This window comes from Streptococcus sp. Marseille-Q5112, assembly GCF_916700555.1.
GTDB lineage: Bacteria > Bacillota > Bacilli > Lactobacillales > Streptococcaceae > Streptococcus > Streptococcus symci.
In genome coordinates, this window is record NZ_CAKAKP010000016.1 from 1 (window position 1) to 15,964 (window position 15,964).

At 38.6% G+C, this 15,964-nt stretch carries 15 protein-coding genes and 1 pseudogene; 3 read left to right on the forward strand and 13 right to left on the reverse strand.

Annotated features, from left to right (window positions below; translation table 11 throughout):
* A pseudogene (locus LG372_RS08895) lies at nucleotides 1-175 on the reverse strand (AI-2E family transporter); the annotation flags it as partial.
* A gap of 102 nt (nucleotides 176-277) precedes the next feature.
* On the opposite strand from LG372_RS08895, the gene pbp3 reads away from it, so the two are divergent.
* Nucleotides 278-1,519 (forward strand): D-alanyl-D-alanine carboxypeptidase PBP3, encoded by a 1,242-nt coding sequence (gene pbp3, locus LG372_RS08900; RefSeq protein WP_225742639.1) that lies wholly within the window; start codon nucleotides 278-280, stop codon nucleotides 1,517-1,519.
* 188 nt (nucleotides 1,520-1,707) lie between these two features.
* Here the strand turns inward: pbp3 and sdbB are convergent, their stop codons facing one another.
* From sdbB to LG372_RS08960, 12 genes are all read right to left on the reverse strand, one after another.
* Nucleotides 1,708-2,274 (reverse strand): thiol-disulfide oxidoreductase-associated lipoprotein SdbB, encoded by a 567-nt coding sequence (gene sdbB, locus LG372_RS08905; RefSeq protein WP_049493461.1) that lies wholly within the window; start codon nucleotides 2,272-2,274, stop codon nucleotides 1,708-1,710.
* Between the two features lie 11 nt (nucleotides 2,275-2,285).
* The gene (ccdA2, locus tag LG372_RS08910) at nucleotides 2,286-2,993 is read right to left on the reverse strand and encodes a thiol-disulfide oxidoreductase-associated membrane protein CcdA2 (RefSeq protein WP_042751026.1); all 708 of its coding nucleotides are present in this window, start codon (nucleotides 2,991-2,993) and stop codon (nucleotides 2,286-2,288) included.
* A 196-nt stretch (nucleotides 2,994-3,189) separates the two neighbouring features.
* Nucleotides 3,190-3,609, reverse strand: a complete 420-nt coding sequence (locus LG372_RS08915) for a F0F1 ATP synthase subunit epsilon (protein ID WP_049493458.1) — start codon at nucleotides 3,607-3,609, stop codon at nucleotides 3,190-3,192.
* Between the two features lie 10 nt (nucleotides 3,610-3,619).
* Nucleotides 3,620-5,026: a F0F1 ATP synthase subunit beta gene (gene atpD, locus LG372_RS08920; protein ID WP_000094357.1), complete on the reverse strand. Its 1,407-nt coding sequence runs from the start codon at nucleotides 5,024-5,026 to the stop codon at nucleotides 3,620-3,622.
* 85 nt (nucleotides 5,027-5,111) lie between these two features.
* Nucleotides 5,112-5,990, reverse strand: a complete 879-nt coding sequence (locus tag LG372_RS08925) for a F0F1 ATP synthase subunit gamma (protein ID WP_000301224.1) — start codon at nucleotides 5,988-5,990, stop codon at nucleotides 5,112-5,114.
* A 15-nt stretch (nucleotides 5,991-6,005) separates the two neighbouring features.
* Nucleotides 6,006-7,511 (reverse strand): F0F1 ATP synthase subunit alpha, encoded by a 1,506-nt coding sequence (gene atpA / locus LG372_RS08930; protein ID WP_042900828.1) that lies wholly within the window; start codon nucleotides 7,509-7,511, stop codon nucleotides 6,006-6,008.
* Between the two features lie 14 nt (nucleotides 7,512-7,525).
* Nucleotides 7,526-8,062, reverse strand: a complete 537-nt coding sequence (locus LG372_RS08935; protein ID WP_061590102.1) for a F0F1 ATP synthase subunit delta — start codon at nucleotides 8,060-8,062, stop codon at nucleotides 7,526-7,528.
* A complete protein-coding gene (gene atpF, locus LG372_RS08940) occupies nucleotides 8,062-8,556 on the reverse strand; it encodes a F0F1 ATP synthase subunit B (protein WP_020902744.1) in 495 nt (164 codons plus the stop codon). Before atpF ends, LG372_RS08935 begins: the two co-directional genes overlap by 1 nt.
* Before the next feature lie 13 nt (nucleotides 8,557-8,569).
* Entirely contained in the window at nucleotides 8,570-9,280 is a 711-nt protein-coding gene (atpB, locus tag LG372_RS08945) for a F0F1 ATP synthase subunit A (RefSeq protein WP_125416525.1), read from the reverse strand.
* A 33-nt stretch (nucleotides 9,281-9,313) separates the two neighbouring features.
* Entirely contained in the window at nucleotides 9,314-9,514 is a 201-nt protein-coding gene (locus LG372_RS08950) for a F0F1 ATP synthase subunit C (RefSeq protein WP_001054560.1), read from the reverse strand.
* A 314-nt stretch (nucleotides 9,515-9,828) separates the two neighbouring features.
* A complete protein-coding gene (locus LG372_RS08955; RefSeq protein ID WP_000169063.1) occupies nucleotides 9,829-11,115 on the reverse strand; it encodes a peptidase U32 family protein in 1,287 nt (428 codons plus the stop codon).
* Between the two features lie 137 nt (nucleotides 11,116-11,252).
* The gene (locus LG372_RS08960; RefSeq protein WP_042751018.1) at nucleotides 11,253-11,951 is read right to left on the reverse strand and encodes a GntR family transcriptional regulator; all 699 of its coding nucleotides are present in this window, start codon (nucleotides 11,949-11,951) and stop codon (nucleotides 11,253-11,255) included.
* Between the two features lie 141 nt (nucleotides 11,952-12,092).
* On the opposite strand from LG372_RS08960, the gene guaA reads away from it, so the two are divergent.
* The gene (guaA, locus tag LG372_RS08965; RefSeq protein WP_000065711.1) at nucleotides 12,093-13,655 is read left to right on the forward strand and encodes a glutamine-hydrolyzing GMP synthase; all 1,563 of its coding nucleotides are present in this window, start codon (nucleotides 12,093-12,095) and stop codon (nucleotides 13,653-13,655) included.
* A 179-nt stretch (nucleotides 13,656-13,834) separates the two neighbouring features.
* Nucleotides 13,835-15,679, forward strand: coding sequence for a DUF262 domain-containing protein (locus LG372_RS08970; protein WP_225742640.1), 1,845 nt, complete (start codon nucleotides 13,835-13,837; stop codon nucleotides 15,677-15,679).
* Nucleotides 15,680-15,964 lie beyond the last annotated feature (285 nt).

Below are 15,964 nucleotides of genomic sequence, written 5' to 3' on the forward strand. Positions count from 1 at the left end.
CAATAGGATTGGTCAAATAATATAAAAAACCACCTAAAAGAAAGGGAATCATTATAGTGTTTGCAACGCTTACAAAAGGTGTAATAATCGCTCCCATCTGTCTCCATAAATAGAAGATGATGGTTAATAGTAAAATCTCACTGGTCCAAAAAAATAATTTATTCTTACGAAACATGAAGTACCTCCATTCATCTATTTTACCACACTTTCAAAAAAGCTTCTTTCTTCTATCATGAAACTGGGAATATTTTTTTCTTTATGATAGAATAAACTTACTATGAAAAAAATAATTTTAACTCTTTTAAGCCTTTCCATTATTGGCTCAGCATCTACTGTTGCTGCTCAAGATTTTAATATTGCTGCTAAACATGCAATTGCTGTTGAGGCAAATACTGGTAAAATTCTCTATGAGAAAGATGCAACCCAGCCAGTTGAAATTGCTTCAATCACAAAGTTAATTACTGTTTATCTTGTCTATGAAGCCTTGGAAAACGGCAGTATTACACTATCAACTCCGGTAGATATTTCTGATTATCCTTACAAATTAACGACAAATTCTGAAGCGAGTAACGTTCCTATGGAAGCTCGTAATTATACCGTCGAACAACTACTTGAGGCAACCCTGGTATCTAGCGCCAACAGTGCGGCTATTGCGCTAGCTGAGAAAATTGCAGGCTCAGAAAAAGATTTCGTCGATATGATGAGGGCAAAGCTCTTAGAATGGGGAATTCAGGATGCCACTGTTGTCAATACGACGGGTCTTAACAATGAGAGTCTAGGTGATAACATTTACCCAGGCTCTAAAAAAGATGAGGAAAATAAGCTCAGCGCTTATGATGTCGCTATCGTTGCTCGCAACCTCATAAAAAAATACCCACAAGTCTTAGAAATCACGAAAAAACCTTCTTCTACTTTTGCTGGAATGGCAATCACTTCTACCAATTACATATTAGAGGGTATGCCTGCTTATCGCGGTGGTTTTGATGGATTAAAAACAGGGACCACAGATAAGGCTGGAGAGTCTTTTGTTGGTACTACTGTCGAAAAAGGCATGAGGGTTATCACAGTTGTTTTGAATGCGGATCATCAAGACAATAATCCTTACGCTCGCTTCACAGCTACATCTTCACTAATGGATTATATCTCTTCTACATTCACACTTCGCAAAATCGTTCAGAAAGGTGATGCCTATCAAGATAGCAAAGTCCCTGTACAAGACGGAAAAGAAGATACAGTCACTGCTGTTGCTAAAGATGATATTTCTCTAATTGAACGTATTGGGAATCAATCTTCTCAATCTGTTCAATTCACACCTGATTCTAAGGCAATTCCAGCACCACTTGAAGCCGGAACAGTGGTTGGACATTTGACTTATGAAGACTCAGACTTGATTGGTCAAGGTTACATCACCACAGAACGTCCTAGTTTTGAAATGGTAGCAGAAAAGAAAGTAGAAAAAGCCTTCTTCTTAAAAGTTTGGTGGAATCAGTTTATCCGCTTTATCAACGAGAAGCTATGATATAATAAACTTCTTAAAGCTAAAAAATAAATATTATGTTTAAAAAAAAGAAGGGGAATCTGTATAATACAGAACTCCCTTCTTTTTTAAACTTAATTTATTGATAGCAAAAATCCCCTAAATCTTAGATTAATACTATCTAAAATCTAGGGGATTGATTGTATAAATACTATTTTAAAATCTTGATTCTAGTTCATTTCTTTAAAGGCTGCTTCTGCATCCTCGTTGCTGATGACACCAAATTGAATCTTTCCAATCTTTCCTTGACTATCAATCAGGTATTCTGTAGGAATGCTTCGAATTTGATAAGCTTGGAAGGTGGTTCCTTTTGTGTCATAAAGTACTGGGATATCTTTATATCCTTGATCTTGGAACCATTGTGGAAATTGCTCGACAGTTTTTTCACCTTGAATTCCTGGTGCAATGACACTAAGAATTTCAAAATCACGATCTGGTTTCGCTGCTAATTCCATCAACTCAGGCATACTTTTCTTACATGGACCACACCATGAAGCCCAAAACTTCAAGTAGACTTTTTTCCCCTTATAATCAGATAACTTAACTTCTTTACCATCCATAGATTGCAAGGTGAAGTCTGGAGCATCTTTTCCAACAGCAATTTGTTGTACAGGCGTTTGTTGCTGTTGTTTTGGGGATTGTTCTGGTGCTTGAGTCTTTTTAGTCTCTTCCTCGCCACAGGCCATCAATACAACTAGTGACAAGAGGCTTAAGCCAGCAAACATTACTTTTTTCATCTTTTTCTCCTTTATTCAAAAATACCAGCTAGAACATTTACTTGTCCTAATAGTAACAAAATTCCCATTAAAATAATGAGGAAACCACCAATTTTCTTCAGTAGCATCATATGGCGCTTGAGTTTACTAAAATAAGGCATCACTACGCCTGAAGCTAGAGCCAAGACCAAGAAAGGAATGGCCATTCCCAGAGTGTAAATAAGAGTATAGATAGCTCCTTGCCAAGCGCCATTACCTCCAGAAGCCGCAAGTGCTAAGACAGAACTTAAAACCGGCCCAATACAAGGCGTCCAACCAAAGCTAAAGGTAATACCAAGTAAAAAAGCTGACCAATAACGATTAGAATCTGATTTTTTAAAGGTAAAGCTTTTTTGAACCTCTAATTTCTTAAAATGAAAAATTTCCATCTGGTGAAGGCCCAAAATGATAATAATTGTTCCCATGACATATCGAAACCAATTTGCATAGAGAATATTACCAAAGTAACCAGCACCAAATCCTAAGATAAAGAAAATGAGAGAGATACCTGCAATAAAGCAAAGTGTTCGAATCAAACCTGACCAGGCAACTTTTTTCCCAAATAATGAAAAACTTTTTGCACTATCCTGATCATCCAATAAGATACCAGTATAGACAGGTAACAGAGGGAAAATGCAAGGGGAAAAGAAGGACAAGATCCCTGCTAGAAAAACAGAGATTGAAAATACTATCGTTTCCAATAAAGAACCAACTTTCTTAATAATTCTAATTCTATTTTACTATAATCAATTTTATTTGTATGATTTCTGCTACGCAAATTGAACTATGCAATCTTTTAATTATCTTTTATATCTCTAGACAATTCTAATTTTGCATCAGTTTTGCTCCCTAAGAAAACATAAAAAATGAACTTGGTAACTCAAGTTCATTTTTTTCTTATAGTCTATTTCCGACATTAATACGGTTAATGGCACGTTGCAGTGCAATCTTCGCACGACGTTCTTGGTCAATCAAGTGTTTGTCGTGTGCTTCTTCAATTTCACGCTCTGCTCGAAGTTTGGCACGTTCTGCACGACTAACGTCGATATCACGAGCACGTTCTGCAGAGTCAGCAACAATTGTGACAACGCCATTGGCAACTTCGATAACGCCCCCGTTCACTGCAATCCAGTTCACGTGATTTTCATCATCTACACGTTTAACCTTAACCTCATCAACTGCTAAAACTGCAATCATATTTTCATGTCGTGGCAAGATTCCCATCTCACCATCCAGAGTTCGAACTGATACAAAGCTGGCATGGTGATCATAGACGAGACCATCTGGTGTCACGATCTGGACAGTTAACTGAGCCATAGATCACCTCTTAAAATCCCATTTTTTCAGCTTTTGCAATCACATCTTCGATAGAACCTACACCACGGAAGGCATCTTCTGGCAAGTGGTCATGTTTACCATCAAGGATTTCCTTAAAGCCACGAACAGTTTCAGCAACTGGGACATAAGAACCTGGCTGACCAGTAAATTGTTCAGCAACGTTAAAGTTTTGTGACAAGAAGAACTGGATACGACGTGCACGAGCCACCAAGGTCTTTTCTTCATCAGAAAGCTCATCCATACCAAGGATAGCAATGATATCTTGCAACTCATGGTAACGTTGAAGGACTCGTTTTACCTCAGCAGCAACTGCATAGTGCTCTTCTCCAACGATTTCAGGTGCCAAGGCACGTGAGCTTGAAGCAAGTGGGTCAACGGCTGGGTAGATACCCAACTGTACCAACTTACGTTCCAAGTTTGTTGTTGAATCCAAGTGAGCGAAAGCTGTTGCTGGCGCTGGGTCAGTATAGTCATCCGCTGGCACATAGATAGCCTGGATAGAGGTTACAGAACCCTTCTTAGTTGATGTGATACGCTCTTGTAATTGACCCATTTCCGTAGCAAGTGTTGGTTGGTAACCAACGGCTGATGGCATACGACCTAAAAGGGCAGATACTTCTGAACCAGCCTGAGTGAAACGGAAGATATTGTCAATAAAGAGAAGCACGTCTTGGCCTTCTACATCACGGAAGTATTCGGCGATTGTCAAACCAGTAAGGGCAACACGCATACGTGCTCCTGGTGGCTCATTCATCTGACCAAATACCATGGCTGTTTTCTCAATTACGCCTGATTCTTTCATTTCCCAGTAAAGGTCGTTCCCTTCACGAGTACGTTCCCCAACACCGGTAAATACTGAAATACCACCGTGTTCTTGGGCAATGTTGTGAATCAATTCTTGGATTAAGACGGTTTTACCAACTCCGGCACCACCGAAAAGTCCAACTTTACCACCTTTAAGGTAAGGGGCAAGAAGGTCGATAACCTTAATCCCTGTTTCAAGGATTTCAGAAGAGGTAGACAACTCATCAAAAGTTGGAGCTTTTTTATGAATTGGCTGACGCTCTGCATCTTCTGTAAAAGGAGCTTCCAAGTCAATGGTATCTCCCAAAACGTTGAAGACACGTCCCAAAGTTTCTTTACCTACTGGTACAGAGATTGGACGACCTGTGTCCAATACTTCCATTCCACGAGTCAAACCATCTGTTGATTCCATGGCGATAGTACGAACCATACCATCTCCCAACTCCAAGGCTACTTCAAGGACGATTTTTGTTTTTCTTTCGTCATTTTTGTAGACGACAAGTGCATTGTTAATCTCAGGAAGTTTTTCCCCTGCTGCAAACAAGACGTCTACAACGGGACCGATAACCTGAGCAATTTTACCTGAACTCATCTCCTTCTCCTATTCTATATAAGATACTGTCGGTCCCTAGCTTAACTAGGTCCTAAGTTCATTTTCATACGAGCTGGACTAGTGCCTATTCTAAGGCACTAGCTCCTGCTACGATTTCTGTAATTTCTTGTGTAATCGCCGCCTGTCTGGCACGGTTATACTGAATTGTCAAATCATTAATGACTTTCTTAGCATTATCTGTCGCTGTTTGCATGGCGGTCATACCCGCAGCATTTTCAGCTGTCTTAGCATCGATAATAGCCCCGTAAATCATACTTTCTGCAAACTGAGGCAACAACTGCTCCAAAATTTCTTCTCGGCTAGTTTCCAATTCAAAGGTCAAGCTGTAACTGTCATCTGCTTCATTTGGATCCAAGTCAACAATTGGAAGCATTTGCTCCACACGCATTTGACTGGTTAGCGTATTGACATGGTGGTTGTAGCAGACATAGAGTTCATCAAAAAGTTCATTTTGGTACATTTCAACAGTTTTTGAAATAATCTTACGAACTTCATCAAAGCTAGGTTGGTCTGCCAAGCCACGTAATTCATAAAGTGGTTGAATACCACGAGCCTTAAAGAAATCAGCTCCCATTCCACCAATACAAATCATTTCAAAACCTTTACCGTCTGGATGGTATTCTTCTTTCAGCTCCATAACGGCTTTCAGAATAGAAGAATTATAACCTCCAACCAAACCGCGGTCTGAAGTAATGACGATATAGCCTGTCTTCTTAACTGGACGACTAATCAACATCGGATTAGTTGAACTACCAGCTCCATTACCATGAAGAATATCCGTCAAAAGTTTACGAACTTTCTGAGCATAAACTTGGAAGTTGCGAGCAGCTTCTTCAGAACGACCTAGCTTAGCAGCTGATACCATCTGCATGGCATTAGTGATTTGACTCGTATTTTTTGTTGAGGCGATTTTTGTTTTAATATCATTTAGAGATACTGCCATCTGACACCTCTATTCTTACTGGAAGCTGGTTTGATTGAGAAACTCTGTAATCGCAGCATCCAAGACTGCTTCTTCTGGCAAGTCTTTTGTATCACGAATGGTTTCCAAAATCTCTGGATGTTGAGCATCAAAGAAGGCATGGAACTCTTCCTCAAAACGAACAATTTCATCTACTGGAACAGTATCCAAGAAACCATGTGTCAAAGCATAGAGAATGGTTACTTGTTTCTCAACAGGTAATGGTTTGTGAACAGGTTGTTTCAAGACTTCAACTGTACGACGTCCACGGTTCAACTTAGCCTGTGTTGCTGCGTCCAAGTCAGAACCAAACTTAGTGAAGGCTTCCAACTCACGGTATGAAGCAAGGTCGATACGAAGTGTACCAGCAACCTTTTTCATGGCTTTAATTTGTGCAGAACCACCTACACGAGATACAGATGAACCCGCGTCAATGGCTGGACGAATACCCGCATTGAAGAGACCATCACCAAGGAAGATTTGTCCATCAGTGATTGAAATCACGTTGGTTGCGATATAGGCAGAGATATCTCCTGCTTGTGTCTCGATAAACGGTAGGGCTGTAATAGATCCACCACCAAGTTCATCAGAAACTTTAGCTGAGCGCTCAAGCAAACGGCTGTGAAGGTAGAAAACATCCCCTGGGAAGGCTTCACGACCTGGAGGACGACGAAGCAAAAGAGACAGTTCACGATAAGCTACCGCTTGTTTTGAAAGATCATCATAAACGATCAAAACATGCTTACCTTGGTACATAAATTCTTCCGCCATGGCAACCCCAGCATAAGGAGCTAGGAAGAGCAATGGAGATGGTTGTGAAGCAGAGGCTGTCACAACGATTGTGTAGTCCAAGGCACCGTACTGACGTAGTGTTTCTACTTGCGTACGAACTGTTGATTCTTTCTGTCCGATCGCTACGTAGATACAGATCATATCTTGACCCTTTTGGTTCAAGATTGTATCAATCGCAATTGTTGTTTTCCCTGTCTGACGGTCACCGATAATCAACTCACGTTGACCACGACCAATCGGTACAAGGGCGTCAATAGCTTTCAAACCAGTTTGCAATGGTTCTGATACAGACTTACGTTGCATAACACCAGGAGCTGGCGCTTCTACTGGACGAGTTTTATCAGTGTGGATTTCTCCAAGACCGTCAACTGGACGACCAAGTGGGTCCACAACACGACCAATCAGACTTTCACCTACTGGGACTTCCATGATTTTACCTGTACGGCGGATTGTATCGCCTTCACGGATATCTGTAAAGTCACCTAGGATGATAATACCAACGTCTGTTGACTCCAAGTTTTGAGCCATCCCATAAGAGCCGTTTTCAAAAATCAACAACTCTCCACTCATGGCATTTTCAAGGCCGTGAGCACGCGCGATACCGTCCCCGATATAGGTTACAACACCTGTTTCAGTCACATCAAAATTGGGTTTGAAATTTTCAATTTGTTGCTTAATTAAAGCGCTGATTTCTTGTGCGTTAATTGCCAAAAGAACACCACTTTCTATTTCAAATTTTCTTTAACAACTTTAAGTTGTTGTTTAATACTCACATCAATTGTCTTGTGATTGGCAAAAATGACAAAACCACCAATAAGACTTTCATCGATTTGTTCTTTTACACTCCTCACTTTAAGAGACATTTTCTTCTCAATCAAAGGGAGCAAGCGACTCTTTTGATCATCAGTTAGAGGATGAGCAGAAGTAATCGTCACTTCAAATCGATTTGTTTCTTTTTCAAGTCGGTTCAAGCAATCTACAAGAATATCATAAAAAAGATTTGCTCTGTGATTGTAGATAAGAACCTGGATAAAGTTTTGCAATAAAGGTGACACTGAGTCTTGGAAGAACGCAATCGTTTTTTCCTTGTCAGACTCGTCTACTGCCACTTTTTTTAAAAAAGAAGGTAAACCTGTTTCTTCAGCAACTTGCTTGATTTGAGCTAAGTCTGAAAAGATACGGTCTTCTTCTCCTTTTTCTAAAACCAATTGGACAAAAGGCATGCTGTATTTTTCAATTACCTTTACTGTTTTCTTGTCCATTAAGCTTCTCCTAACTGATCGATATACTGATCAATGAGTTCTTTATGGGCATGACCGTCAAGGTTTTGTGAGATGATTTTACCAGCCAAGCTGATTGTCAAATCTGCTACCTCACCCTTAACGCTTTGTAAAGCTTCAGCTTTATTTTGAGCAATTTCTTGGTTCGCTTTTTCTTTCAAGCGTCCTGCTTCTAGCTTAGCATCTGCTAAAATACTAGCTTTACTTTTCTCAGCTGTTTCTTTCGCATTCTCAATGATTGTCTTAGCTTCTTTACGGCTACCAGCCAATTCATCTTCGCGTTTCTGAGCCAATACTTCTGCTTTTTGACGTGCTTGTTCAGCTCCGTCAATATCTGCTGCAATTTTTTCTGCTCTTTGTTCGAAAATGCTAGCCAAATTTGACCAAGCGTATTTCTTAACCAAGACTAGCAAGAGAATAAAGGAACCAGCGATTAGTATAAAATCACCAAGTAATTCACCTACTGTTACATTCATAAACTACTCCTTTCTATTCTTCATCATTAATTTTATTTCCTAGGTACATTGAAGATAACAATGTAAATACATATGCTTGTACACAAGAAATAAAAACAGAAAATGCAGTCCAGATTAGATTTGTTCCAAAAGCAATAGGATACCAATAGAAGGCCTGATGAGAAAGTAGGACTAACATACTTGCCATCACTTCCCCTGCAAAGATATTACCAAAGACCCGCAATGCAAGTGAAAGGAGATTGGTAACTTCTTCCAAGAGATTCATTGGTGTCATAAAACCTGGTGTTACAAATGCTTTTAAATACTTTTTGATTCCACGACGACGAATTCCTTCTACGTGGGTCATCAAGATAATTGTAAAAGACAAGACCAAGTCAAATGACAAATTTGCTGTTGGTGAGGTCCAAAGATTTACACCATCTGTAGTCTGAATTCTAGCCATTAAGCCAATATTATTTGCAATGGCCATAAACAGGAATAAACAGAAATAAAAGAGAGAATAATCCTTTATCATTGGACCAAGGTTTGATTTTGTAAATCCAACAACAAAATCAAATAAATACTCTAATACATTTTGTTTTCCTGTGGGTCTCAAAGTCATATTACGACTTGCCCAATAAATAAAGCCAAAAATAAGTGCTACAGTCAACAAAGTCAAAACTACTATGGTTAAATTAAAGGTAACAGGACCAATATTGATGGTTGGATTAATACTTTCTTCCATCTAAAATCCTCCCTTTTTCAATTTATACTTCTTTTATTTGATGATAAATGAAAAGACAAGAGTAACGAAGAAAGTACCTTCAATAAAGGCAACCCCTAGGATCATCAAACTACGTAGTTCTGAGATGATATCTGGTTGGCGAGCAACTGATTTCAACAAACCATTCATCAACATACCCTCACCAAGAGATACACCCATACAGGCAAGACATAGACCGAAAAATGTTAAATTCATGACGAATTCTCCTTTTAATTAAAATTTACTTACTTAGTTTAGTCCTAAAAATTGGATTTGTCAACTTTTTACTTACGTTGAAAGCGTTTAATGAAAATTATTTACAATTTTACTATTTTTAAGTCTATTATATAGAAAACTTTGGAAAAAACTTGTAACAAATCCCTCCATTATCTAGTTCTTTCTGAAAAATAATGAAAAAATCCGAGATGGAATCTCGGATGGAAATTAATATATTTTCTTTAACCTAAGGTTCTTTAGTAAGTAGGATTGAAGGGAAAGCAACTAGAAAACTTTCGTCTCCTACATGTTTATTAAGCACGCACTGTAACGCTGGTGCCATCTTCTTTATAAAGATTGATGAGTCCTTCTTTGAGAGCTCGAACCATGTCTCCAGCTTGAACAGGTTGTGGAACCTTAATAGTCAATAGTTCCATTGGATTTGGAGCGCGATCGATCTTATTTCCTTTAGCATCATGCAGATCTTCGATATATGTTTCAAAATGACGGAAACCTGGACCGTAAAACTCAACTTGGTCCCCTTCGTTAATGACGTTCCGTTGACGAATAGTTGCTGTTTGTGTCGCATCATCATAAGCAACCACTTCAGCGACAAACTTATACTCAGGAATTTTACGACGAGCACCAAATAACTGCTCATTTTCAGACGGCGTACCATAGTAGAAACCTGTTGCTAATTCACGTTGGGCAACCTTCCACATCTCATCAATCAAGTCTTGCTTGATAGCTTCAAACTTCTCTGGACTCTCTAGATAAGCATCAACAGCCGCCTTATAACAGTTAGTTACTGTCGAAACATAGTGAATAGACTTCATGCGTCCTTCGATTTTTAGACTGTCCACACCATTTTCAATCATATCCGGGATATGGTCAATCATTGACATATCAACGGCTGACATTGAAAATTCTTCAGGAATTTCACCTTTAAGACTCTTACGTTCCTTCCCAAATGGCATATCGTAAAGGTCGTATTTCCAACGGCATGACTGAGAGCATCCACCACGGTTAGCATCACGCATACTCATGTGGTTTGAAAGAGTACAACGACCAGAGTATGAAATACACATGGCGCCATGTACAAAGGCTTCAATCTCAACATCTGTACGTTTGCGGATTTCAGCTAATTCTTCCATCGAAACCTCACGCGCCAAAACGACACGAGTCAAGCCCAGTTCTTTCCAGAACTCAAGGGTTTCATAGTTAGTTGCACTTGCTTGGGTAGAGAGGTGGATTTCAAGACCAGGCGCTTCAGTCGCTGCAATCATAATCAAGGCTGGGTCAGACACGATAACTGCCGCGATTCCGATATCACGTAGTTTACGGAACCACTCACCAGCACCAGCCTCATTTCCTTCGTGCATAACCATGTTGGCAGCCACATAAACCTTAGCACCATACTTGGCCGCAAACTGGACACCTTCTTCCATCTGTTCAAAGGTAAAGTTTCCGGCACGGCTACGAAGACCATAGGCTTGACCACCGATAAAGACAGCATCTGCTCCATACTGAACAGCTACTTTTAGCTTCTCTAAAGTCCCTGCAGGTGATAAAACCTCAGGACGTTTTAATGTTTTTGTCATGTTTTCTCCTATTTGCAATATAAAAGTTTGACGTTTTTCCTTCTCATTTTATAGTAAATAAGCGATAAAATCAAGCCTAGACAGATTGTTTTGACAATTCTAATCTTTTAAGAAAGCAAAAAACTAGCCTTTCTAGACTAGTTATTCTCAAGATAAAATTCAAAGCGTTCGCCTACATACTGACTTTTTACGTATTCAAATGCAGTACCATCTTCTAGGTAAGAAATCTGAGTCAGACCAAGAATAGCATGTCCTTTTTCAACTTCCAAATAGTGGGCAATTTTTTCCTTAGCAAGGCGAGCATAGATAGTCTGCTGTGATTTGCCAATACGGTAGCCATGTTTTTGCAAGGTCTGGAAGAAATGACTAGTGATTTCTTCTTTTTTAAAGTCCTTAATGAATTTTTCAGGAATAGAAGCAACTTCATAAACTAGAGGAACTTGGTCGGCATAGCGGACCCGTTCCATTCGGATAATATTCTCCGTTGGAGAAATTCCTAGCTTGGCAACTTCCTGCTCATTGGGAATGGTTTTTCTGTAGGAAATGAGCTGGCTAGAGGGTACTTTACCTTGGGACTTAACAATTTCAGTAAAACTTGTTGTTCCTCGCATCTTTTCTTGTACCCGAGTACTAGAAACAAAGGTGCCACTTCCTACGCGGCGCTCTAAGACGCCTTCTTCGACTAATAGAGATACGGCTTGGCGGAGGGTCATGCGACTGACCGCAAACTGCTCTGCTAAGTCTCGTTCACTAGGAAGTCTCTCACCAATTGCCCAACGGTGTTCGTCAATATCCTTTTTAATCTGATCATGGATTTTCATATAAGCGGGTAGCATATTTTTCACTTCATTTCTATCTTTTCTCTATTGTACCCCAATAAACTAGAAAAAGTCAAACTTCGCCTTGTTTAGTTGGTAATTCGCCCTTATTTGTGATAGAATATTGAAAAAAGATATTTCTTTTGAGAAAGGAAAAAGATGAGCAACATTTCAACTGATTTGCAAGATGTAGAAAAAATCATCGTATTGGACTATGGTAGCCAATACAACCAGCTGATTTCACGCCGTATCCGTGAGATTGGTGTTTTTTCAGAACTAAAAAGCCATAAAATTTCAGCTGCTGAAGTTCGTGAAATCAATCCTGTAGGAATTATCCTATCAGGTGGTCCAAACTCTGTATACGAAGATGGTTCATTTGATATTGACCCAGAAATCTTCGAACTTGGAATTCCAATTTTGGGAATCTGTTACGGTATGCAGTTGTTGACACATAAACTTGGAGGAAAAGTTGTTCCTGCAGGTGATGCTGGAAATCGTGAATACGGTCAATCAACTCTAACTCATACACCATCAGCTCTTTTTGAATCAACACCTGATGAACAGACTGTTTTGATGAGTCATGGTGACGCAGTTACTGAGATTCCTGCTGATTTTGTTCGTACTGGAACTTCAGCTGACTGTCCATATGCAGCCATTGAAAACCCAGATAAACACATTTACGGTATCCAATTCCACCCAGAAGTTCGTCATTCTGTATACGGAAATGATATCCTTCGTAACTTTGCCCTTAACATCTGTAAGGCTAAAGGTGATTGGTCAATGGATAACTTCATCGATATGCAGATCCAAAAAATCCGTGAGACTGTCGGTGATAAACGTGTCCTTCTTGGTCTATCCGGTGGGGTTGATTCATCTGTAGTTGGGGTTCTTCTCCAAAAGGCTATTGGTGATCAATTGATCTGTATCTTCGTGGACCACGGTCTTCTTCGTAAAGGAGAAGCGGACCAAGTTATGGACATGCTTGGTGGTAAGTTTGGTTTGAATATCGTCAAAGCAGACGCTGCTAAACGTTTCCTTGACAAACTTGCTGGCGTTTCTGACCCAGAACAAAAACGTAAAATCATCGGTAATGAATTTGTGTATGTATTTGATGACGAGGCAAGTAAGCTCAAAGATGTGAAATTCCTTGCTCAAGGTACCTTATATACAGACGTTATCGAGTCTGGTACAGATACAGCTCAAACTATTAAGTCACACCACAACGTGGGTGGTCTTCCAGAAGACATGCAGTTTGAATTGATTGAACCACTCAACACTCTCTATAAAGACGAAGTTCGTGCCCTTGGTACAGAGCTTGGTATGCCAGACCATATCGTATGGCGCCAACCATTCCCAGGACCAGGACTTGCTATCCGTGTTATGGGTGAAATCACTGAAGAAAAGCTAGAAACAGTTCGTGAGTCAGACGCTATTCTTCGTGAGGAAATTGCTAAAGCAGGTCTTGACCGCGATATCTGGCAATACTTCACTGTTAATACAGGCGTTCGTTCAGTTGGTGTTATGGGTGACGGTCGTACATATGACTACACGATTGCAATCCGTGCCATCACCTCTATCGATGGTATGACTGCTGACTTTGCCAAAATTCCTTGGGATGTCCTTCAAAAGATTTCTGTACGTATCGTAAACGAAGTGGACCACGTTAACCGTATCGTCTACGATATTACAAGTAAACCGCCTGCAACCGTTGAGTGGGAATAGAGTTTTCTATAATAAAAATAATAGCGCTGAAGCATGAACTTCAGCGTTTTGTAAAAAGAAAAACATATACTCCTTTCCTTTTGAATTATTTCTAAAAAGAAAACTGTAAAAAATAATCAAAATCATTATGTCGGATAAAAAATCATCAATAACACGTTTAAATAAGAGAAAGAAAGTAAATGGCAAAAAATATTGAACCTAAACTTCGAAAAATTGGAGATTATCTTAAACTAGAGGATAATACAATTTTTACTATTCCAGAATATCAACGAGCATATTCTTGGGGAACAGATCATTGCGATAAACTTTGGCAGGATATTCAAAATTTTGTCGCGAGCAACAATAAAGATTCGTACTTCTTTGGAACTATCATTATTAATTGCCAAGAAGATGATACAAGATTTGGATTGATTGATGGTCAACAGCGTACGACAACCTTTTTACTATTATTAAAGGCATTACTTATTAAAATTAATGATTCGATAAAACAAACCCCAAACGATGAAGATTCTGCAGGACTTCTCCGTGGTCTAAAAGAACGGAGAAGAAAGATCATGGGAATTCTTTATAAGGTTGAGTCTGAAGATATTACCGATGAACCTAACAAAGAAAGGGACGGAGAAATATGTAAAAGATTGCTAACTTTAGAAAGCTACTCTATCAACGAACGGTATAAAACAGACCTCTCTTCTATTCTAAATTCTGTAGATTACGATGAAGCGAAAAGTAATGTTATCAAAATCCCATACAAGCAGAAAGATAATAAGTATACAAATTTTTTCCGCAACTTCAACTACTTTTACACAGTCATTGAGGAATTGCCTGCTTCTCAACTAAATATAATTGCAAAAGCTTTTACTGATAATTGTGAAGTGATTGAAATTAAGAGCTGGCAGGTAGAGCAAGCCATAACAATGTTCAACTCTCTTAACTCTGATGGACTTCCGTTATATGATGCAGACATTATATCTGCAAAACTATATGCTATAGCAGAAAAAGATGGTAATGGAAAAGAATTTACGAATCTTTGGACAAGCCTCTTATCCCAAATTAGTGATTTAACTAAGAATGGTATTGCTAATATAGATTCTATCTTAATGCAACATATGTACTATACAAGGGCTATACGTGGAGAGACTGTAAGTGATTCGGGTGTTGTAAACGTTACTACACCTGGATTACGAAGATACTATACAGAGATAAATAAGGACTTGCTAAATTCTCCAGTTAATTTATGTAAAGACATGATTAGATTGGCTAAAATATGGAAAAAAATTTCCGAATATCCATGTGTTCAGGTATTGTTAAAATTTAACGAAAATGCAAAACTTTTTCTTTCAAGCTATTTATATAGATTTGATGTAGACAATGTAAAAGAAGAAGGGGTCGAGATCATCGTTGAAAGCCTGTTGAAACTATTTACAATCATGGAGCTGGTAGATGCTGGCTATTCAAGTAAGTATTTTAAGACATTCCTTTTTGCAGAAGAGGTTAAATTAGCTGATAAAGAGATTAGCGAGCTAAAAATCAAACAAGACTTTGAGAATCATCTTCGTTATAATTGGGATAACGAAGATATCAAAAGCGAAATATTGGAGTATAATAAACATAAACTTGTATATTTGAACGAGTATCTATTTGCTAAAGAAACAAAATCAACTTTCCTATTAGGAGATAAATATGATATTGAGCATATAATGCCATTAAGTGGTAAAAATCTACAAGAAATTCGCAAAGATGCCGAGATTGATTCTGAAGAGGAATTTCGTGCAATAGTAAATAAACTTGGAAATAAAATTTTGCTCGAGGAAAAAATCAATCGCTCAATTGGAAATCAATGGTTTAGAACAAAGGTATCTACAACACAAAAGAGCAAATTAGGCTATGTTAATAGCATTTATCCCTTAGCGACTGCTCTTGTAGAAACTTATGGCAATGATGTAAAGCCATATTGGAAAAAAGATGATATTAATAAGGCAACAGAGAAAGCCAGTAATCGTATAGTGAGATTTATCTTTGGATAAAAAATAGTGTAGGCTGAAGAGAATTCTTTAAAACTAGCTTGCTACAATTATTCTTTGACAGATCTAAATGAAGTAACAATAGAAAATAAGAACGGAAATAGATTTTCCTGTAAGATAATACCGCTGGAGCATGAACTTCAGTGGTATTATTTTTTATGATTTCAATATTAGGAAAATTTCTCAACCTCTACTCCTCTTTTTAAATCCCTGAAAGCATGCTATAATATAGTAAGTATAGTTCCAATAACCTGATTATAAAAGTCAGCGATAAAGATTTCTTACATC

Coding starts and splice junctions, on each gene's coding strand:
- LG372_RS08915 (WP_049493458.1), bottom strand. CDS start 3,609: ATGGCTCAGTTAACTGTCCAGATCGTGACACCAGATGGTCTCGTCTAT.
- sdbB (WP_049493461.1), bottom strand. CDS start 2,274: ATGAAAAAAGTAATGTTTGCTGGCTTAAGCCTCTTGTCACTAGTTGTA.
- LG372_RS08955 (WP_000169063.1), bottom strand. CDS start 11,115: ATGACAAAAACATTAAAACGTCCTGAGGTTTTATCACCTGCAGGGACT.
- atpF (WP_020902744.1), bottom strand. CDS start 8,556: ATGAATGTAACAGTAGGTGAATTACTTGGTGATTTTATACTAATCGCT.
- pbp3 (WP_225742639.1), top strand. CDS start 278: ATGAAAAAAATAATTTTAACTCTTTTAAGCCTTTCCATTATTGGCTCA.
- atpB (WP_125416525.1), bottom strand. CDS start 9,280: ATGGAAGAAAGTATTAATCCAACCATCAATATTGGTCCTGTTACCTTT.
- LG372_RS08925 (WP_000301224.1), bottom strand. CDS start 5,990: ATGGCAGTATCTCTAAATGATATTAAAACAAAAATCGCCTCAACAAAA.
- LG372_RS08935 (WP_061590102.1), bottom strand. CDS start 8,062: ATGGACAAGAAAACAGTAAAGGTAATTGAAAAATACAGCATGCCTTTT.
- atpD (WP_000094357.1), bottom strand. CDS start 5,026: ATGAGTTCAGGTAAAATTGCTCAGGTTATCGGTCCCGTTGTAGACGTC.
- LG372_RS08970 (WP_225742640.1), top strand. CDS start 13,835: ATGGCAAAAAATATTGAACCTAAACTTCGAAAAATTGGAGATTATCTT.
- LG372_RS08950 (WP_001054560.1), bottom strand. CDS start 9,514: ATGAATTTAACATTTTTCGGTCTATGTCTTGCCTGTATGGGTGTATCT.
- LG372_RS08960 (WP_042751018.1), bottom strand. CDS start 11,951: ATGCTACCCGCTTATATGAAAATCCATGATCAGATTAAAAAGGATATT.
- guaA (WP_000065711.1), top strand. CDS start 12,093: ATGAGCAACATTTCAACTGATTTGCAAGATGTAGAAAAAATCATCGTA.